At 43.8% G+C, this 15,473-nt stretch carries 14 protein-coding genes; all 14 read left to right on the top strand.

Annotated elements, in window-relative coordinates; all coding sequences use genetic code 11:
* The first annotated feature begins 3 nt into the window (after positions 1-3).
* The 14 genes from ALKIM_RS0104015 (at position 4) to ALKIM_RS0103950 (ending at position 15,189) form a co-directional block, all read left to right on the top strand.
* The gene (locus tag ALKIM_RS0104015; protein WP_026473524.1) at positions 4-531 is read left to right on the top strand and encodes an NUDIX hydrolase; all 528 of its coding nucleotides are present in this window, start codon (positions 4-6) and stop codon (positions 529-531) included.
* Positions 532-569: 38 nt separating this feature from the next.
* Positions 570-917 carry a hypothetical protein gene (locus ALKIM_RS0104010; protein WP_044117731.1) on the top strand — a complete coding sequence of 116 codons (348 nt, stop codon included), beginning with the start codon at positions 570-572 and terminating at the stop codon, positions 915-917.
* Positions 918-1,054: 137 nt separating this feature from the next.
* Entirely contained in the window at positions 1,055-1,873 is an 819-nt protein-coding gene (locus ALKIM_RS0104005) for a universal stress protein (RefSeq protein ID WP_026473522.1), read from the top strand.
* A 466-nt stretch (positions 1,874-2,339) separates the two neighbouring features.
* Positions 2,340-3,869, top strand: coding sequence for a peptide MFS transporter (locus ALKIM_RS0104000; RefSeq protein ID WP_044117730.1), 1,530 nt, complete (start codon positions 2,340-2,342; stop codon positions 3,867-3,869).
* Between the two features lie 36 nt (positions 3,870-3,905).
* Positions 3,906-5,468, top strand: coding sequence for an AbgT family transporter (locus tag ALKIM_RS0103995; RefSeq protein WP_026473520.1), 1,563 nt, complete (start codon positions 3,906-3,908; stop codon positions 5,466-5,468).
* Positions 5,469-5,600: 132 nt separating this feature from the next.
* A complete protein-coding gene (locus ALKIM_RS0103990; RefSeq protein ID WP_162148792.1) occupies positions 5,601-6,167 on the top strand; it encodes a DUF3267 domain-containing protein in 567 nt (188 codons plus the stop codon).
* 260 nt (positions 6,168-6,427) lie between these two features.
* Complete coding sequence (locus ALKIM_RS0103985; protein WP_026473518.1) at positions 6,428-7,042, top strand: ATP synthase subunit E; 615 nt, start codon at positions 6,428-6,430, stop codon at positions 7,040-7,042.
* Positions 7,039-7,905, top strand: coding sequence for a DUF2764 family protein (locus tag ALKIM_RS0103980; protein WP_235714370.1), 867 nt, complete (start codon positions 7,039-7,041; stop codon positions 7,903-7,905). The genes ALKIM_RS0103985 and ALKIM_RS0103980 overlap by 4 nt, the downstream gene beginning before the upstream one ends.
* Positions 7,889-9,655 carry a V-type ATP synthase subunit A gene (locus ALKIM_RS0103975; protein ID WP_026473516.1) on the top strand — a complete coding sequence of 589 codons (1,767 nt, stop codon included), beginning with the start codon at positions 7,889-7,891 and terminating at the stop codon, positions 9,653-9,655. Before ALKIM_RS0103980 ends, ALKIM_RS0103975 begins: the two co-directional genes overlap by 17 nt.
* Before the next feature lie 26 nt (positions 9,656-9,681).
* Positions 9,682-11,001, top strand: coding sequence for a V-type ATP synthase subunit B (locus ALKIM_RS0103970; RefSeq protein ID WP_026473515.1), 1,320 nt, complete (start codon positions 9,682-9,684; stop codon positions 10,999-11,001).
* A gap of 99 nt (positions 11,002-11,100) precedes the next feature.
* Positions 11,101-11,700, top strand: a complete 600-nt coding sequence (locus ALKIM_RS0103965; RefSeq protein WP_026473514.1) for a V-type ATP synthase subunit D — start codon at positions 11,101-11,103, stop codon at positions 11,698-11,700.
* A gap of 11 nt (positions 11,701-11,711) precedes the next feature.
* Positions 11,712-13,532, top strand: coding sequence for a V-type ATP synthase subunit I (locus ALKIM_RS0103960; protein ID WP_235714369.1), 1,821 nt, complete (start codon positions 11,712-11,714; stop codon positions 13,530-13,532).
* Between the two features lie 30 nt (positions 13,533-13,562).
* Positions 13,563-14,018, top strand: a complete 456-nt coding sequence (locus tag ALKIM_RS0103955; RefSeq protein WP_026473512.1) for an ATP synthase subunit K — start codon at positions 13,563-13,565, stop codon at positions 14,016-14,018.
* 271 nt (positions 14,019-14,289) lie between these two features.
* Positions 14,290-15,189: a DMT family transporter gene (locus ALKIM_RS0103950; RefSeq protein WP_026473511.1), complete on the top strand. Its 900-nt coding sequence runs from the start codon at positions 14,290-14,292 to the stop codon at positions 15,187-15,189.
* The last annotated feature ends 284 nt before the right edge of the window (positions 15,190-15,473 follow it).

Here is a 15,473-nt window from a genome sequence, read left to right as displayed (position 1 = left end):
GATATGACTGCTCCTCCTAAAGTGATAAAGTATTGTCCACGATGCGGTTCTGCCAATTTTGTGCCGCAGGATGGGAAATCATTTAAATGTAAAGATTGCAAGTTTCACTTTTTTGTGAACTCGGCTGCAGCAGTGGCAGCCATCATTCAAAACGATAAAGGAGAGATACTGCTTTCGGTACGCGGTATAGAGCCAAATATTGGGATGCTCGATTTGCCCGGCGGTTTTGTTGATCCCGGTGAACGGGCCGAATCGGCTGTATGTCGCGAGATAATGGAGGAGTTGAACTTAAAGGTAGATGAGATTCGTTTTCTTGCCTCTTTTCCCAATGAGTATGTTTATTCGGGTTACACAGTTTATACATGTGATATGGGATTTGTTTGCAAGGTGAGCGATTTTTCACAGATGCGTTGCATGGATGACATTTCAGGATATCTGTTTGTAGCCCCCGATAAAGTCGAGTATGATAGAATTTGCAGTAACTCTATAAAGCAAATATTGAAATTTTATATTGAGGATGCTTCCATGTGACTTTAAGTTAGTCGTTGTAACGGGTAAAACATCAAATTATGCAAGATTTAACCGGTTTTTGGAGTTTCAGTGAGGAGTTCGAGTTTGGCAAAAAGCTTGGCGAAGCGCGGCTCTTCCAGAACAATGGAATGATACGCGGCATTCTTGTGTTTAAAGAGTATGACGAGAATGGCACCGCTATTTTTGTTCGTTGTCAGTTGGAAGGATCATTTGATGGCATCAAGCTTTTGCTTAAGGATGTGTCTCACAGTGTGTTGTTGGGTGGGAGTGATGACGACTATCTGCCCGAAGAGCGGGAAGGCACCCTAAATGCCAATGGCCAGATAGTAGGTTCTGTTAACGATGCCGACGATGTAGCCGGTGTATTTGTTATGCAACCGATCTAATTCAGATATTGAAGCGTTCGTGAAAAGCACTTACCGAATAGAGCTGCCGCAAGAAGTCTAATGCTTGATATTTAATCTTTTTTATTGTAACTTTTAGGGTGAGGTAAATTCCATTATTAAACCATAAAACCTACCCTATGAAACGAATTCTTCTTATGACGGATTTTTCTGAAACAGCTCGTCATGCAGCGTTTTATGCTCTGGAGATGTTTCAGGATTCAAAGGTACATTTCTTCCTGCTCAATGCTTATGATGTCGAATTTAGCGGCAGTCCATACCTCATGCAGGTTAAAGAAGAGATGTCCGAGGAAAGCACCAAAGGGTTGAAGCGCGAGTTGGCTGCACTACATGCGCAGTTTCCAAATGCACGTATTGAACTGGCATCCAGATATGGCCCATTGGTAGATGTGCTCATAAAAGAGTATCATGAAGACGGCATCTGCCCCGATTTAATTGTGCTTGGTTGCCGCGGTGAAAGTGCGTTGGAAAATTTTCTGCTGGGCAGCAATGCGTATGATGTGATTAAGAATGTGCACAAACCCATGCTCGCCGTTCCCAAATCCACACTCTATAAAAAACCCCGTAGGATGGTCTTTGCCACTGACCTGAAGAGTATCGACAAGGAAATAGCACGTCCATTGTATGAGTTGTTGACACATTTTGATTCTGAGCTTCTGTTTGCCAATGTATTGGAAGATGAGTATATCAACAGACTGGAGGCAGAAGAGAAAATTGCCAGTTATTTTCCGGGTATTAAACTTAGTTTTCATTTTTTGGATGGCGTTGATGTTTGTGAAAGTGTCTGCAACTTTGCCGGCGACAACGAGGCCGACATGGTAGTGCTGGTACGTCACAACTATAGTTTTCTCGAAAGACTTTTTCATCCCAGCATCACCAAAAAAATGGTGCTTCATCCTCAATTTCCGTTGCTAATTTTACATGAAGAGGAGAAGTGACTTTGGTTATCGAATCGCTGGTTTGATATCAGATAGAAGAGCTCATCGGATCACCAGCAAAAAGAGTCTTATCAGAATATCTCTGATTAGTTACCCGTTGGTTAGTGCCAATAATACCATCGGGAGCTCGCTTATACCAGGAATCTGAGTTCATACCACGATGGTCATATAATTCGATACACATTTATAAAGCTACATGTTGAAATGCATTAGAAAACAGGCTTGTTTCAGGCCTGTTTTTATTTTTATATGATAATTGTTAGATGTGCGCTTTTTTAAATATGTTATTTTTGCGAATTTGTGCCCCGTTACATCTTTGGTTGTGGGAGAGGGATTAACCTGTGTTTCGAGTTATAAAGTATTGTATTTAATGTGCCCGAAGCATATAAGGCTCCCTGTTTTTCTTTCCAAAAACGGTGTAGTTGTTTTTTATGCCAGACCAAATAAATTTAAAACGATAAATTCAATGGAAAAAGGACACCCCAAAGCTCTTTACTACCTGTTCTTTACCGAACTGTGGGAGAGGTTCAGCTATTATGGCATGCGTGCTTTATTGGTTTTGTACATCGTCAGGGAACTTTATGCCGACCTTGGTGCTGACGCAAGTGCCCGCAGTTTTGAAATCTACGCGGCGTTTGGGGCACTGGTTTATGCTACACCCGTTATTGGCGGTATGATAGCCGATAAGTTTCTTGGTTATCGAAAGGCGATTATTACAGGCGGTATAATGATGGCAATTGGTTTGTTTATGATGGCCGTAGGTACGCACCTGTTTTTTTATGCAGGGCTTGGTTTTCTGGTCACTGGAAACGGATTGTTTAAGCCCAATATCTCATCGATGGTTGGCGGTTTATACCCTCAGGGCGATTCCCGCCGCGATGCCGGTTTCACCATTTTCTACATGGGCATAAATTTGGGTGCCTTCTTATCCCCGCTGGCGCTCGGTTACATTGCCGAGGTGTATGGTCGGGTATATGGCTTTGGTTTGGCTGGCGTTGGCATGCTCATCGGGTTGTTTATTTTCCAGATTGGCATAAAAAATGGCACTTTTGGTTTGAACGGTGCCAAGCCGGTTACCGGACTGGGCGACAGGAAGCACTACGGGCTATCCAATACCAATTGGTCGATTCTCCTTTCTTTTGCCTCAGTGCCGCTGCTTACATTTCTCATTTATAAAAGCCATTTTGCCGGTTATTTACTCTATGCCATTCTTGCTTTCGTAGTGTTTATTGTGGGCAAGTCTTTCATGGAAATAAGCCGTGCCGAACGCGAAAAGATTATCGCCATCTTCATCCTGGCATTTTTCAGTACCGTGTTTTGGGCATTCTTTGAGCAAGCTGGCAGCACCATCACCTTGTTTGCCGATAACAATGTGAACCTGATGTTTATGAATGCTGAGCAGACCAATAGCATCAACCCGTTGTTTATCATCGCTTTTGCCATCCCGTTTTCCATGCTGTGGACGTGGATGTCGAGTATGAAAATCAATCCATTCACACCCTATAAATTTGCTTTTGGTATAGCTCAGTTGGGTTTAGGATTCCTGATTTTTGCCTTTGGAGCCAGGTTTGCATCTGAATCAGGACTTGTACCATTGAACTTTTTAATCATCGGATATTTCTTTATCACCACCGGTGAGTTGTTTATCAGCCCAATCGGACTCTCTATGGTTACGCGTCTGTCGCCCGCCAAAGTGGTGTCATTTATGATGGGTGTTTGGTTCCTTTCTGTATCGTTTGCTCAGTATCTTGCAGGTATTATAGCCATGTTTACTACACGGGAGTTCACTTCAAATGGTGGCATGCTCGACCGCATTGCTGAAAAGGTTACCGGGCTTAACGCAGAGGTGGTTTTGGCCAAAGGTGGAGGTGCGTTCAATAGTTTGTTATCTTACACCAATGTGTTCTCGTCCATTGCCATTGTGGCTTTTGCGGTGGCAATACTGGCATTTGTAACAGCCCCACTCATTCGAAAATTAATGCACGGTGAACATTGATTTGGCTCATCCGTGTTTTGAAATGCAAATATTATTATGACTGAAACTAAGAAGAAAGATGGCTTTTTCAAGCGGGTGCTTGACAAGGTAGAAATTGTAGGGAATAAGCTGCCCCAACCGGTAACGCTGTTTGCCATGTTGATGGGTATCGTGTTGTTGTTGTCATGGATTTTTGGCGGCGTTACAGTTTTAAAGCCCGGAACGGGTGGCGAAACCGGCATAGCTGCGGATTATATCACTGTACAGAATCTTCTTACCAAGGAGGGATTACAACGAATCTTTACCAGCATGGTAAATGTGTTTGCCACCTTCCCCCCTTTGGGTTTGGTACTGGTGGTGATGCTTGGCATCGGGGTAGCCGAACATACGGGAATGATTGCTGTGGCGCTTAAGGTTTTTGTATCTAAGGTGCCAAAGTATCTTATCACATTTTCGATTGTGGTAGCCGGTATGATTAGCTCTGTGGCTGCTGATGCGGGTTATGTGGTGCTCATACCCATGGGTGCAGCAATTTTTATGGGGATGGGGCGACATCCGCTGGCCGGAATCGCTGCTGCTTTTGCAGGTGTTTCCGGTGGATTTGGAGCCAATTTCCTTCCTACGGGTCTTGACCCGATGATTGCTGCTTTTACCGAGCCTGCAGCGCAGCTTATTGACCCAAATTACACAGTTAATCCATTGTCGAACTACTATCTGATGGCCGCTTCGGTGCCTTTGGTTGGTATTGCCGGAACCTGGGTTACGGAGAAGATACTGGTTCCCCGTTTGGGTTTATATCAACCAGAAGAGGGTTTGCAGATGGAATCACATAGTAATGAGGTGTCGCGGCAGGAAAAAAAGGCTCTCCTTTGGTCGCTTTTATCCGTAGTAGGTGTGTTGGCTTTGGTTATGATTGCCATAATTCCCAACGATGGCTTGTTGCGTGGAGCCATTGACCCTGTTACCGGTAACGCCAGTTTCAAGCCCTTTTACGACTCTTTGGTACCCATCATGTTCATTATATTCTTTGTGGCAGGCTTGGTTTATGGTATAAAGGCCAAAACCATCCGAAGCGACAAGGATGTATCTAACATGACTGCGAAATCTATGTCTACAATGGGACTTTACATCGTAATTGCCTTTGTAGCGGCGCAATTTGTGGCTTATTTCAACTGGTCAAACCTGGGAAGCGTATTGGCTGTAAAAGGTTCTGATGGACTCAATGCCATTGGGTTTACCGGTACACCACTTCTGGTCGCTTTCATCATCATTGCCTCGTTGGTTAACCTGGTGATGGGAAGTGCATCGGCCAAATGGGCATTGCTTGCACCCATTTTTGTACCAATGTTAATGCTTATGGGATACTCGCCTGAAACCACCCAGGCCGCCTATCGTATCGGCGATTCCTACTCAAACATTTTAACACCGTTGCTGCCTTATTTTCCACTGGTAATTGTGTTTGCGCAGAAATATGTGAAGAATGTGGGTATTGGTACACTCATCTCAATGATGCTTCCTTATTCCATTGCATTCATGCTTGTGCGTATTCCGATGTTTGTGGCCTGGATTTGGCTTAAGTTGCCGCTTGGCATTGAAGGCCCTATTTTCTATCAGCCTTGATAGTGTAAAACGCAAGTTTACTCCATACATATAGCACAGTATTGTGAATCTGTTTTCACAATACTGTGCTTTGTTTTTTAGTATGTTATGCTTAATTTTATATTGACATCTATTAATACAATTATCGGGTTTATGCTTAATTCAGTTGATATGCCTGAAGGATTTGAGGAGGTTTCAATTTCGATTGAAACTGCAGGAAAAAGAGTAAGCCGATATGTTTTGCCTTCGTTGGTAATTTTCAACCTTCCTTATTTATTGCTGCACGGTTTCAAAGGTTATGGAGGTATCACGCTGACAGCATCCGGGTGGTTTCTATTAATTTTCATTTCAGGCGTTATTATACATGAGCTTATACATGCTTTAATTTTTGGCCTTTTATGTCGCGATGGGTTTAGGTCAATCTCTTTTGGAATTGATAAGGCCACACTGTCACCATATTGTTATTGTAACTCGAATCTGCGTGTATGGGCTTATCGCACAGGGGCTTTAATGCCTTTTTTTGTGCTGGGAGTTGTGCCGCTCATTATTTCATGGTTCACCGCTTCAGTGGGATTTTTAATTTTCGGGTCTCTTTTCAGTGTGTTTTCGGGAGGCGATTGGGTTGCAGTTACACTAACCAAAGGGTTAAACAGTAGAGATATAGTCAAGGATCATCCTGCCAAACTCGGATTTTATATTGTTAAAAGAGATGCTTTTTAGTATGGGTATGATTTAATTTCGGGTCTTGATTTTGCTGCTTAGGCAACAATAATTAATTCTTTTTTCAGGAGTTTAATAATTTTGCTAACCATCAATTAATAAGCGTCAATTTCGCCTTTAAATACGCTTTCCCTTATCGTTCAATGAGTCTGGCGAACGATTTTTTTGTAGAAGTCGCCCGAAAAAATTATTTTTATCGGGTCTAAAGAAGATAATTAAGAAAATAATAAATACTTGCAATTGCTTTAAATAAGAGTGTTATGCAAACAAAAATTCAGGAATTAACTGATAAAATTTATAACGAAGGCTTGGAGAAAGCCCGCCAGGAGGCGGAATCCATCCTAAGGGAGGCAAACGAGAAAGCTGCTTCTATAGAGAAGGAAGCAGAGAAACGGGCCGCCGCCATCGTTGAAGAAGCAGAGAAAAAAGCCGAAACACTGAAGAAACATGTGGATTCAGAGCTGAAAATGTCAATTAGCCAGGCGGTTGCGGCATTAAAGCAGGAATTGGCTTCTTTGGTGACTATGAAAGCTGTTCAACCTGCCGTGAAAGAGCTTTTTTCCAATGTTGACTTTTTAAAGTCGGTGGTTGAAAAAGTGGTGACCGGCTGGGGCGAAAAAGAGAGCCTCGACCTGCGTGTGGTGTTGGCAGCAAAGGATCAGAAAGAGCTTGAAGCTCACTTCAAAAATCAGTTAGCCGATGAACTCAACAAAGGCATTGAATTGGTTTTTGCAGATGGACTAAAGTCCGGTTTCAAAGTAGGACCTGCCGATGGCAGTTATCTCATCAGTTTCACTGATCAGGATTTCATTAATTTTTTCAAAGCTTATTTACGCCCCAAAACCAGTGAACTTCTTTTTGAGGAGCAGAAATGATGCAAAGAAATTACTATGCTTTAGTGGCAGGTCTGCCTGATATTTTACCCGAAGATAAGAAAGTTGTCAGTACTTCGGTAGAATTAAGGGAGATGCTAAAAGAGGAGGTTCACCCCAGCGATTATAAGCTGGTAGAGTTACTCTTTCTGCCCTTCGACCATATAAATCTGCTCAATCTGCTTTTTAAAAAAGAGGCAGAATGGGACGACAGAGGTAATTATTCCCGTGAAATGATGGAACAACTTCAGGATAGGAAAACTTTTGAGATAGCCGACCTGGATGAAGTTCCTGAATACTTTTTCGATTTCCTGGAACGTTTCCACGGAGAGGAACAAATTGATAACTTTTACAAAGCCGAACAGATTCTGACTGAGGGTTATTATGCTTTTTTGGATAGCTCGAAAAACGGATTCGTGAAGGAGGTTGCCGGTTATCGAAGAAATATCGCCAATGTGATGACTGCGCTCAATGGACGTAAGTTTAACACGTCATACGACAATGCGCTTATTGGTGACGATGAGGTTGCTGCTGCTTTAAAGAAAAGCAGAACACGTGACTTTGGCCTCTCCACCGAAATTTCAGATATAGAGCATCTCATACAGATTTTTGAGACGGAAAACCTGATGGATCGTGAGTTTAAACTGGATACTCATAAATGGACCTATTTAGACGAAATAACCTTTTTCAACTATTTCTCCATCGAAAAAGTATTGGCATTCATACTAAAACTCTTTATTGTAGAGCGGTGGATGGAGCTCGATCCTGCCATAGGAAAAGAAATGTTTAACCAATTGCTGAAAGGGCTGGAGTCAGGCTTTCAGTTTCCGGAAGAATTTACATTAACATATGGAAAGAAAAAATAAAACCACCGGAAAGGTAGCCGGAATAGTCGCCAACCTGGTAATCGTTGAAGTAAACGGACCGGTGGCGCAAAATGAAATCTGTTTCATCGTTCATAACGATGAACGGCTCATGGCTGAGGTTATCAAAGTGGTGGGCGTAAATGCCTACGTGCAGGTTTTTGAGAGCACGCGCGGACTTCGTGTTGGCTCGGCAGTTGAGTTTCAGGGTCACATGCTCGAGGTTACCCTTGGTCCCGGCATCCTTTCCCGGAACTATGATGGTCTTCAGAACGATCTAGATAAAATGGAAGGGGTCTTCCTTAAACGGGGAGAATATACCGATCCTCTGAACCGCGATGTGAAGTGGACATTCAAGCCACTTGCCAAAGCAGGTGATAGCGTTACTGCCGGTTCGTGGTTGGGCGAAGTGATGGAAAACAGCATTCCGCATAAAATCATGGTGCCTTTTAAAATGGATGGCCGTTATAAGGTTAAATCTGTGGTGGCCGAAGGCGATTACATTGTGGATGATACCATTGCTGTAGTAACCGATGAGGATGGAACAGAGTATCCACTTACCATGGTTCAGAAGTGGCCGGTTAAAATGGCCGTAAGAAGCTATAAAGAGAAGCCGCGTCCGTTTAAATTGTTGGAAACAGGCGTTCGTTGTATTGATACGCTAAACCCAATTACCGAAGGCGGTACAGGATTTATCCCCGGACCGTTTGGTACAGGAAAAACAGTGTTGCAACATGCCATCTCCAAACAAGCCGAAGCCGACATCGTAATTATTGCCGCCTGTGGTGAGCGTGCCAACGAAGTGGTGGAAGTATTTACAGAGTTTCCCGAGCTGGATGACCCACGCACAGGGCGCAAACTTATTGAGCGTACAACCATCATTGCCAATACATCCAACATGCCGGTGGCCGCCCGTGAAGCATCGGTTTACACAGCCATGTCATTGGCCGAGTATTACCGTTCCATGGGCTTAAAGGTTTTGCTGATGGCCGATTCAACTTCTCGCTGGGCGCAGGCCTTGCGTGAGATGTCAAACCGTTTGGAAGAGCTTCCCGGACCTGATGCATTCCCAATGGACTTATCGGCCGTTATATCCAACTTCTATTCGCGTGCCGGATTCGTTTATCTGCCCAATGGTGCAACCGGCTCAATTACATTTATCGGAACTGTTTCGCCTGCCGGAGGTAACCTCAAAGAGCCGGTGACTGAAAGTACACGTAAAGCTGCCCGCTGTTTCTATGGGCTATCACAGGCTCGTGCCGACAGTAAGCGTTACCCTGCAATTGACCCCATCGATAGTTATTCCAAATATCTGGAATACCCCGAGGTGCAGGAAAATCTGACCAAGAACGTTGGTGAAGAGTGGTTAGGTAACGTGCTGAAAGCAAAAGACATCTTGTTCCGTGGGAAAGAAGCCATGGAGCAGATCAATATTCTTGGTGATGATAGCGTACCTATCTCGTTTCACGACAGATATTGGAAATCAGAGTTGATTGACTTTGTTATTCTACAGCAAGATGCATTCGATAAAATTGACGCATCAACTTCCATGAAACGCCAGCAATATATGCTGTCAAGCGTATTGGATGTGGCTGATTCCGAGTTTAAATTCCATAACTTCGAAGAGGTGTCCGGATTTTTCAAAGAGGTAATAAACCTCTACAAGCAGATGAACTATTCCGAATTTGAATCGGAGCAGTTTACGAAACATGAAGCCAGTCTGCAGGAGCTTCTGAAAAAGCGGATGAATTAATATTTTAAAAGCGTAAAATTTAAACTATGGAAAGTCAGGCATTTCAAAAAATATATACCAAGTTAACCAACATAACCAAAGCAACGGTATCGCTAAAAGCCACCGGTGTTGGTTATGATGAGATGGCTACCGTTCATGGCCGTTTGGGGCAGGTGGTAAAAATTATGGGCGACCAGGTGGTGCTTCAGGTTTTCTCCGGCACCGAAGGTATCCCTACCGATGCTGAAGTGATTTTTATGGGTCGTCCGCCGCAGTTGCGTGTGAGCGATCAATTGAGCGGCCGTTTCTTCAACGCCTATGGCGATCCCATCGATGGTGGACCACAGGTCGAAGGTGAGGTTCGTGACATCGGCAGCCCATCGGTTAACCCTGTTCGCCGTAAGCAGCCATCGCAACTTATTGCCACCGGTATTGCCGGTATCGACCTGAACAACAGTCTTGTGTCAGGTCAGAAAATCCCATTCTTTGCCGACCCTGATCAGCCCTACAACCAGGTTATGGCCAGCGTGGCGTTGCGGGCAAAGGCCGATAAGATTATTCTTGGCGGTATGGGCTTAACAAACGATGATTACCTCTTTTTTAAACACGTATTTGAGAATGCAGGTGCGCTGGATCGTATTGTGAGTTTCGTAAATACCACCGACAACCCGCCGGTAGAGCGACTGCTGGTTCCTGATATGGCCCTTACTGCTGCAGAGTATTTTGCGGTGGATAAAAATGAAAGTGTGCTGGTACTGCTTACTGATATGACGCTTTTTGCCGATGCTCTCAGTATCGTATCAAACCGTATGGATCAGATTCCTTCAAAAGATAGTATGCCCGGTTCGCTATACTCTGACCTGGCACGTATCTACGAGAAGGCGGTTCAGTTTCCATCGGGTGGTTCCATAACCATCATCGCGGTAACTACGCTTTCGGGTGGTGATATTACACACGCTATCCCCGATAACACAGGTTACATCACCGAGGGACAGCTGTTTCTGCGCCGGGATACTGAAATCGGAAAGGTTATTGTTGACCCGTTCCGCTCACTTTCACGGCTGAAGCAGTTAGTGATAGGTAAGCAAACACGTGAAGATCACCCGCAGGTGATGAACGCCGCTGTGCGTCTATATGCCGATGCAGCCAACGCCCGTACCAAACTGGAAAATGGTTTCGATCTGACCGATTACGATGAGCGTACCCTGGAGTTTGCCAAGGCTTATTCAGAGCGGTTACTTGCCATCGATGTAAACGTAGACACCGATACCATGCTCAACATCTCCTGGGAATTGTTTAGCAAACACTTTAATAAGGCCGAAGTGGGTGTGAAGCAGGAGTTTACCGAAAAGTACTGGGTTCAGTAAAATCTGATTCTGATGCGTGATTTATGGGCGCGCAGCCAATATCCTTGTTCAGGAGATTTGCGTTCCCGACATCTGAATCAATAAATATCGTATATTAAGATGTCGATAAAATTTCAATATAATAAAACATCCCTTCAAACGCTCGACAAGCAACTGAAGGTGCGCCTCAGGGCATTGCCAACGCTGAAGAATAAAGAATCGGCGTTGCGCAGTGAAGTGAAGCGTGCCAAAGACCAGGCTGCAACGCTCGAGGATGAGCTGAAAAGGGAACTATCCCGATATGACGACATGGTTCGGCTTTGGGGTGAGTTCGATGCCTCGTTGCTAAGGGTGGAGGATGTGGTACTATCGGTTAAGAAGATTGCCGGTGTTCAAACCCCTCTTCTGGATGAAGTTAAGTTTGAAATCGCCGCTTACAACCCGTTTACACGTCCTGTTTGGTTTGCCGATGGAATTGACATCCTTAGGAAACTGGCCGAAATTAGTATAAACCGGGAGGTTTGGCTTCGCAAGATGGAGCTGCTCGACAATGCCAGGAAAAAGACCACTCAAAAGGTGAACCTTTATGAGAAAGTGCAGATTCCGGGATTTGAAGATGCCATGCGTAAAATCAAACGTTTCCTCGAAGATGAGGAAAACCTCTCCAAGTCAGCGCAGAAGATTGTAAAAACCCGTCAACAGGAGGAGGTGGAGCTATGATAGTACCAATGATGAGATATTCCTTCCTGGTATTTCATGCTGATTACAAGGCATTCCTGAAGGAGCTTAAACGGCTTGGTGTGCTGCACATTGAGACCAAAAAGCATGAGCCTTCTACCGATATCCAGGACATGTTCAGGGCATACAACGATTTGCTGCGAACGGTTCGTTACCTCGGCGAGCGGGTTAAAGGTGCCGAAATAGCAGGTGCTTCGCCAGTATTTGACCATGGACGCGATGTGCTTGCGCGCATCAGGGAAATAGAGGGCTTGTTGGAACAGAAAAATCAGCAGGCCGGAAGTCTGGATAAAGAGGCTCAGCAGCTGCTCCCGTGGGGTGATTTTTCTCCGTCTGTCATAGAGAAGTTATCTGAGAAAGGCTTGTGGTTTCGGTTCCTTGTTTGCAAGGATAAGCGATATGATCCACAATGGGAAGCAGAGCATTACATTGAGGTGATCAATGATCATGCAGGGTATCGTTATTTTGTGAAGATAGAAAAGTCTGAATCCAAACCTGTTGATGTTATTGAACTGCCTGGAGTGGATGAGTTGCATCTGCCTGAAAAATCGTTGTCTGAAATTCGTCAGGAGCAGTCTGAGATAAAGGATGAGACAGTGAAGTTGAATCATGAGTTGGATTTGATTTCGGCTCATTGTTTAGGACTCCTGAATGGTTATGCGGATGAGTTAAAGGCCGAGTTGGACGAGACAAACGCCTATCATCAAACCACAGGTCACGTGGAGGAGCGCGTCATGATTATTGAAGGGTACGTGCCCAAACCAAAAATTGAGGAGCTTAATCGGAGTCTCGACGAAAAGAATGTGCTCTATGTGGTTCAGAAGCCAACAGAGGATGAAAAGGTGCCGGTACAGCTAAAGAACAATAAGTTTGCCCGCGTGTTTGAGGTTATTGGCGATTTGTATGAGTTGCCAAATCACAAAGAGCTGGACCTTGTTCCTTTCTTTGCCCCATTTTACATGCTGTTTTTTGGTTTCTCGCTGGGCGATGCCGGTTATGGTTTGCTTATTTTATTTGCCACCATCTGGTTAAAATTCAAGATTAAAGATACCAAAATGCGCAGTATCCTCACTCTGGCTCAATGGTTAGGTGGAGCTACGGTATTGTTTGGTGCGCTCACCGGAACTTTCTTTGGAATCGATTTGCTCAATTCAGAAATCGCCTGGCTCGAAAGCGCCAAACGATTTATGATTGATACCGATAAGATGTTTACGTTGGCATTGATACTTGGCGTTATTCAGATACTGTTTGGTATGGTGCTGAAAGTAATCAATATCACAATAACAAAGGGGTTTGCCTACACCTATTCCACAATAGGATGGTTGCTTTTAATCATCGGCGGAGGAACCACATACGCACTTGGTCAGGCTGAGGTGTTGAGTGCTTCGGCGGGTAAAATTGCGATGAATGTGGTGCTGCTTGTTTCAGCTGCATTGATATTGCTTTTGAATAATCCCAGACGAAATGTGGTTATGAATTTTCTTGCCGGTTTGTGGGATGTATATGGCATGGCAACCGGATTAATAGGTGACTTACTGTCGTATATCAGGTTGTTTGCACTGGGTGTATCGAGCGCAATACTTGGATTTGTGTTCAATGAATTGGCCATGAGTCTCAGTCCCGACAATATTGTGTTTGGGCCCTTGGTGATGATAATAATTCTGGTAATAGGTCACGGAATGACCCTATTCATGGCTGGCTTGGGTGCTTTTGTTCACCCCATTCGTTTGACTTTTGTAGAGTTTTATAAGAATGCCGGTTTTTCCGGTGGCGGAAAGCGTTACACGCCTTTTGCCGAAAAGAGTGTAGAATAATAAACAGTTATAACATTTAAAAGTAAAAAAATGGAACCTATTGTATTAGCTTACATTGGAATTGGTTTAATGGTAGGATTGGCCGGAGTCGGCAGTGCATTCGGATGTTCAATTGCTGGAAGCGCTTCTGTTGGTGCCATGAAAAAGAACCCCGACGGTTTTGGATCATTTCTTCTGTTAACCGCTCTGCCTGGTAGCCAGGGTCTTTACGGTTTTGCAGGCTACTTTCTTATGAGTGCATTCTTTGGATTGCTTAATGATCCCACCTGGGCTCAGGCTTCAGCTGTATTTGGTTCAGGTTTGGCTGTAGGTCTTGTAGGTTTGCTGTCATCTTATCGTCAGGGACAGGTTTGTGCCAATGGTATTGCTGCCATCGGTTCAGGTCACGACGTAGCAGGTAAAACACTTATCCTCGCTGTATTCCCCGAACTATACGCCATTATTGCTCTGGCTGCTGCCTATATGATTGGCGCTTCAGTGGCATAGTCATATTAAGACCGAAAACTTTCTCAAAACCGTCTGTATCAACTGATTCAGGCGGTTTTTTTGTCTGTCTGTTTATCAGTCCAGCCTTATATTGACGGATACGGCTTAATTAAATGGTTACTATGATATAATTTGCCATTTTTGCAGATTGATTTATTGTAAAAGATTCGCAGAAGAGTGATTCTTGGTTTAGTGAGTGAATTTCGCAATCTATTGCCATGAAGATAAGCATGGCTGATAGTTCAGGTCTATTAAGTGTGATTTTGTTTTGATGATGAGAAAATTTTTGAAAAGCACCCCGTTTTTAGCTATTGTGGCATGTTGGCTCTGGTCAACAGCTTTTGTGGGGGTTAAAATAGGTCTTGAGTATCATACACCCTTTCAATTTGCAGGCTATCGTTTTATGCTAGCGGGTTTCATGCTTTTTATATGGTTTGGCAACCCACGACGGTACCTTCGCGAGATACTGTTAAACCCCGGTTACGTTGTTCTGATTTCATTTATACAGATTTTTATTCAGTACGCGCTTTTTTACTTAGCCATTGGCATGGTTCCGGGTGCGCTTGGGGCTATGATAGTGGGAGCCTCACCGCTGTTTATTGCCCTGGTGGCTCATTTTACAATGGGTAATGACCGTATGACCCCGGTAAAAACACTCAGTATTTTGGTAGGTGTGGCAGGCATTGCCATTATTACTTTGGGGCGCACTACAATACAAATGCGTGGCGAGATGGAACTGGTTGGTATTGGGCTCTTGATTTTGAACAACATCTCATCGGGTTTTGCCAACGTGTTGGTGTCGCGAAAATCAAAAGGTGTATCAGCCATGGTATTGAGTTCGTTCTCGCTGGTGCTGGGTGGTGTTATGTTATTTCTGATATCGATTCCTTTGGAAGGGTTGCATCGTGAACCATTTCCAGCGGTGTATTATTTCTCATTGGGCTGGCTGGCGTTCCTCTCAGCTGCTGCATTCTCCATCTGGTTTTCGCTAATACAACGCCCCGGAGTAAAAGTTTCGGAATTAAATGTATGGAAGTTTTTAATTCCGGTTAGTGGCGCTATTTTAAGCTGGATAATTTTGGTAGATGAACAGCCAGATATTTACTCGATAACTGGTATGTTGATCATAGCTGCATCGTTACTTTTTCTAAACTTTACGAAACGAAAATGATGATAAATATTTTTGTTTTTCATCTGAAATCATCCTATACTTGAACATTAATTTTCTGTTATTATCTTAACTGTCGGTTATTCTCTGATTTTGGTCATTTGTAGAGTCTTTTCTGCTGTTCAGATTAGTTGAAGGTGAAGTTGTATTCCTCTGATAATAACATAGAAAGCCAGGTAATCTTTTTTTTAGTATTCTGTTGTTTGTGGATGTCTTTCTAAATGGTCATCTGCTACAGTTTTTTCTGCGTGTTCAGAATTAACGGTAGTATAATATTTAGGCAACAT

The organism is Alkaliflexus imshenetskii DSM 15055 (assembly GCF_000517065.1).
Lineage (GTDB): Bacteria > Bacteroidota > Bacteroidia > Bacteroidales > Marinilabiliaceae > Alkaliflexus > Alkaliflexus imshenetskii.
Note: the sequence above shows the minus strand (reverse complement) of the source record. Positions and strands in the feature narration are given on the sequence as shown.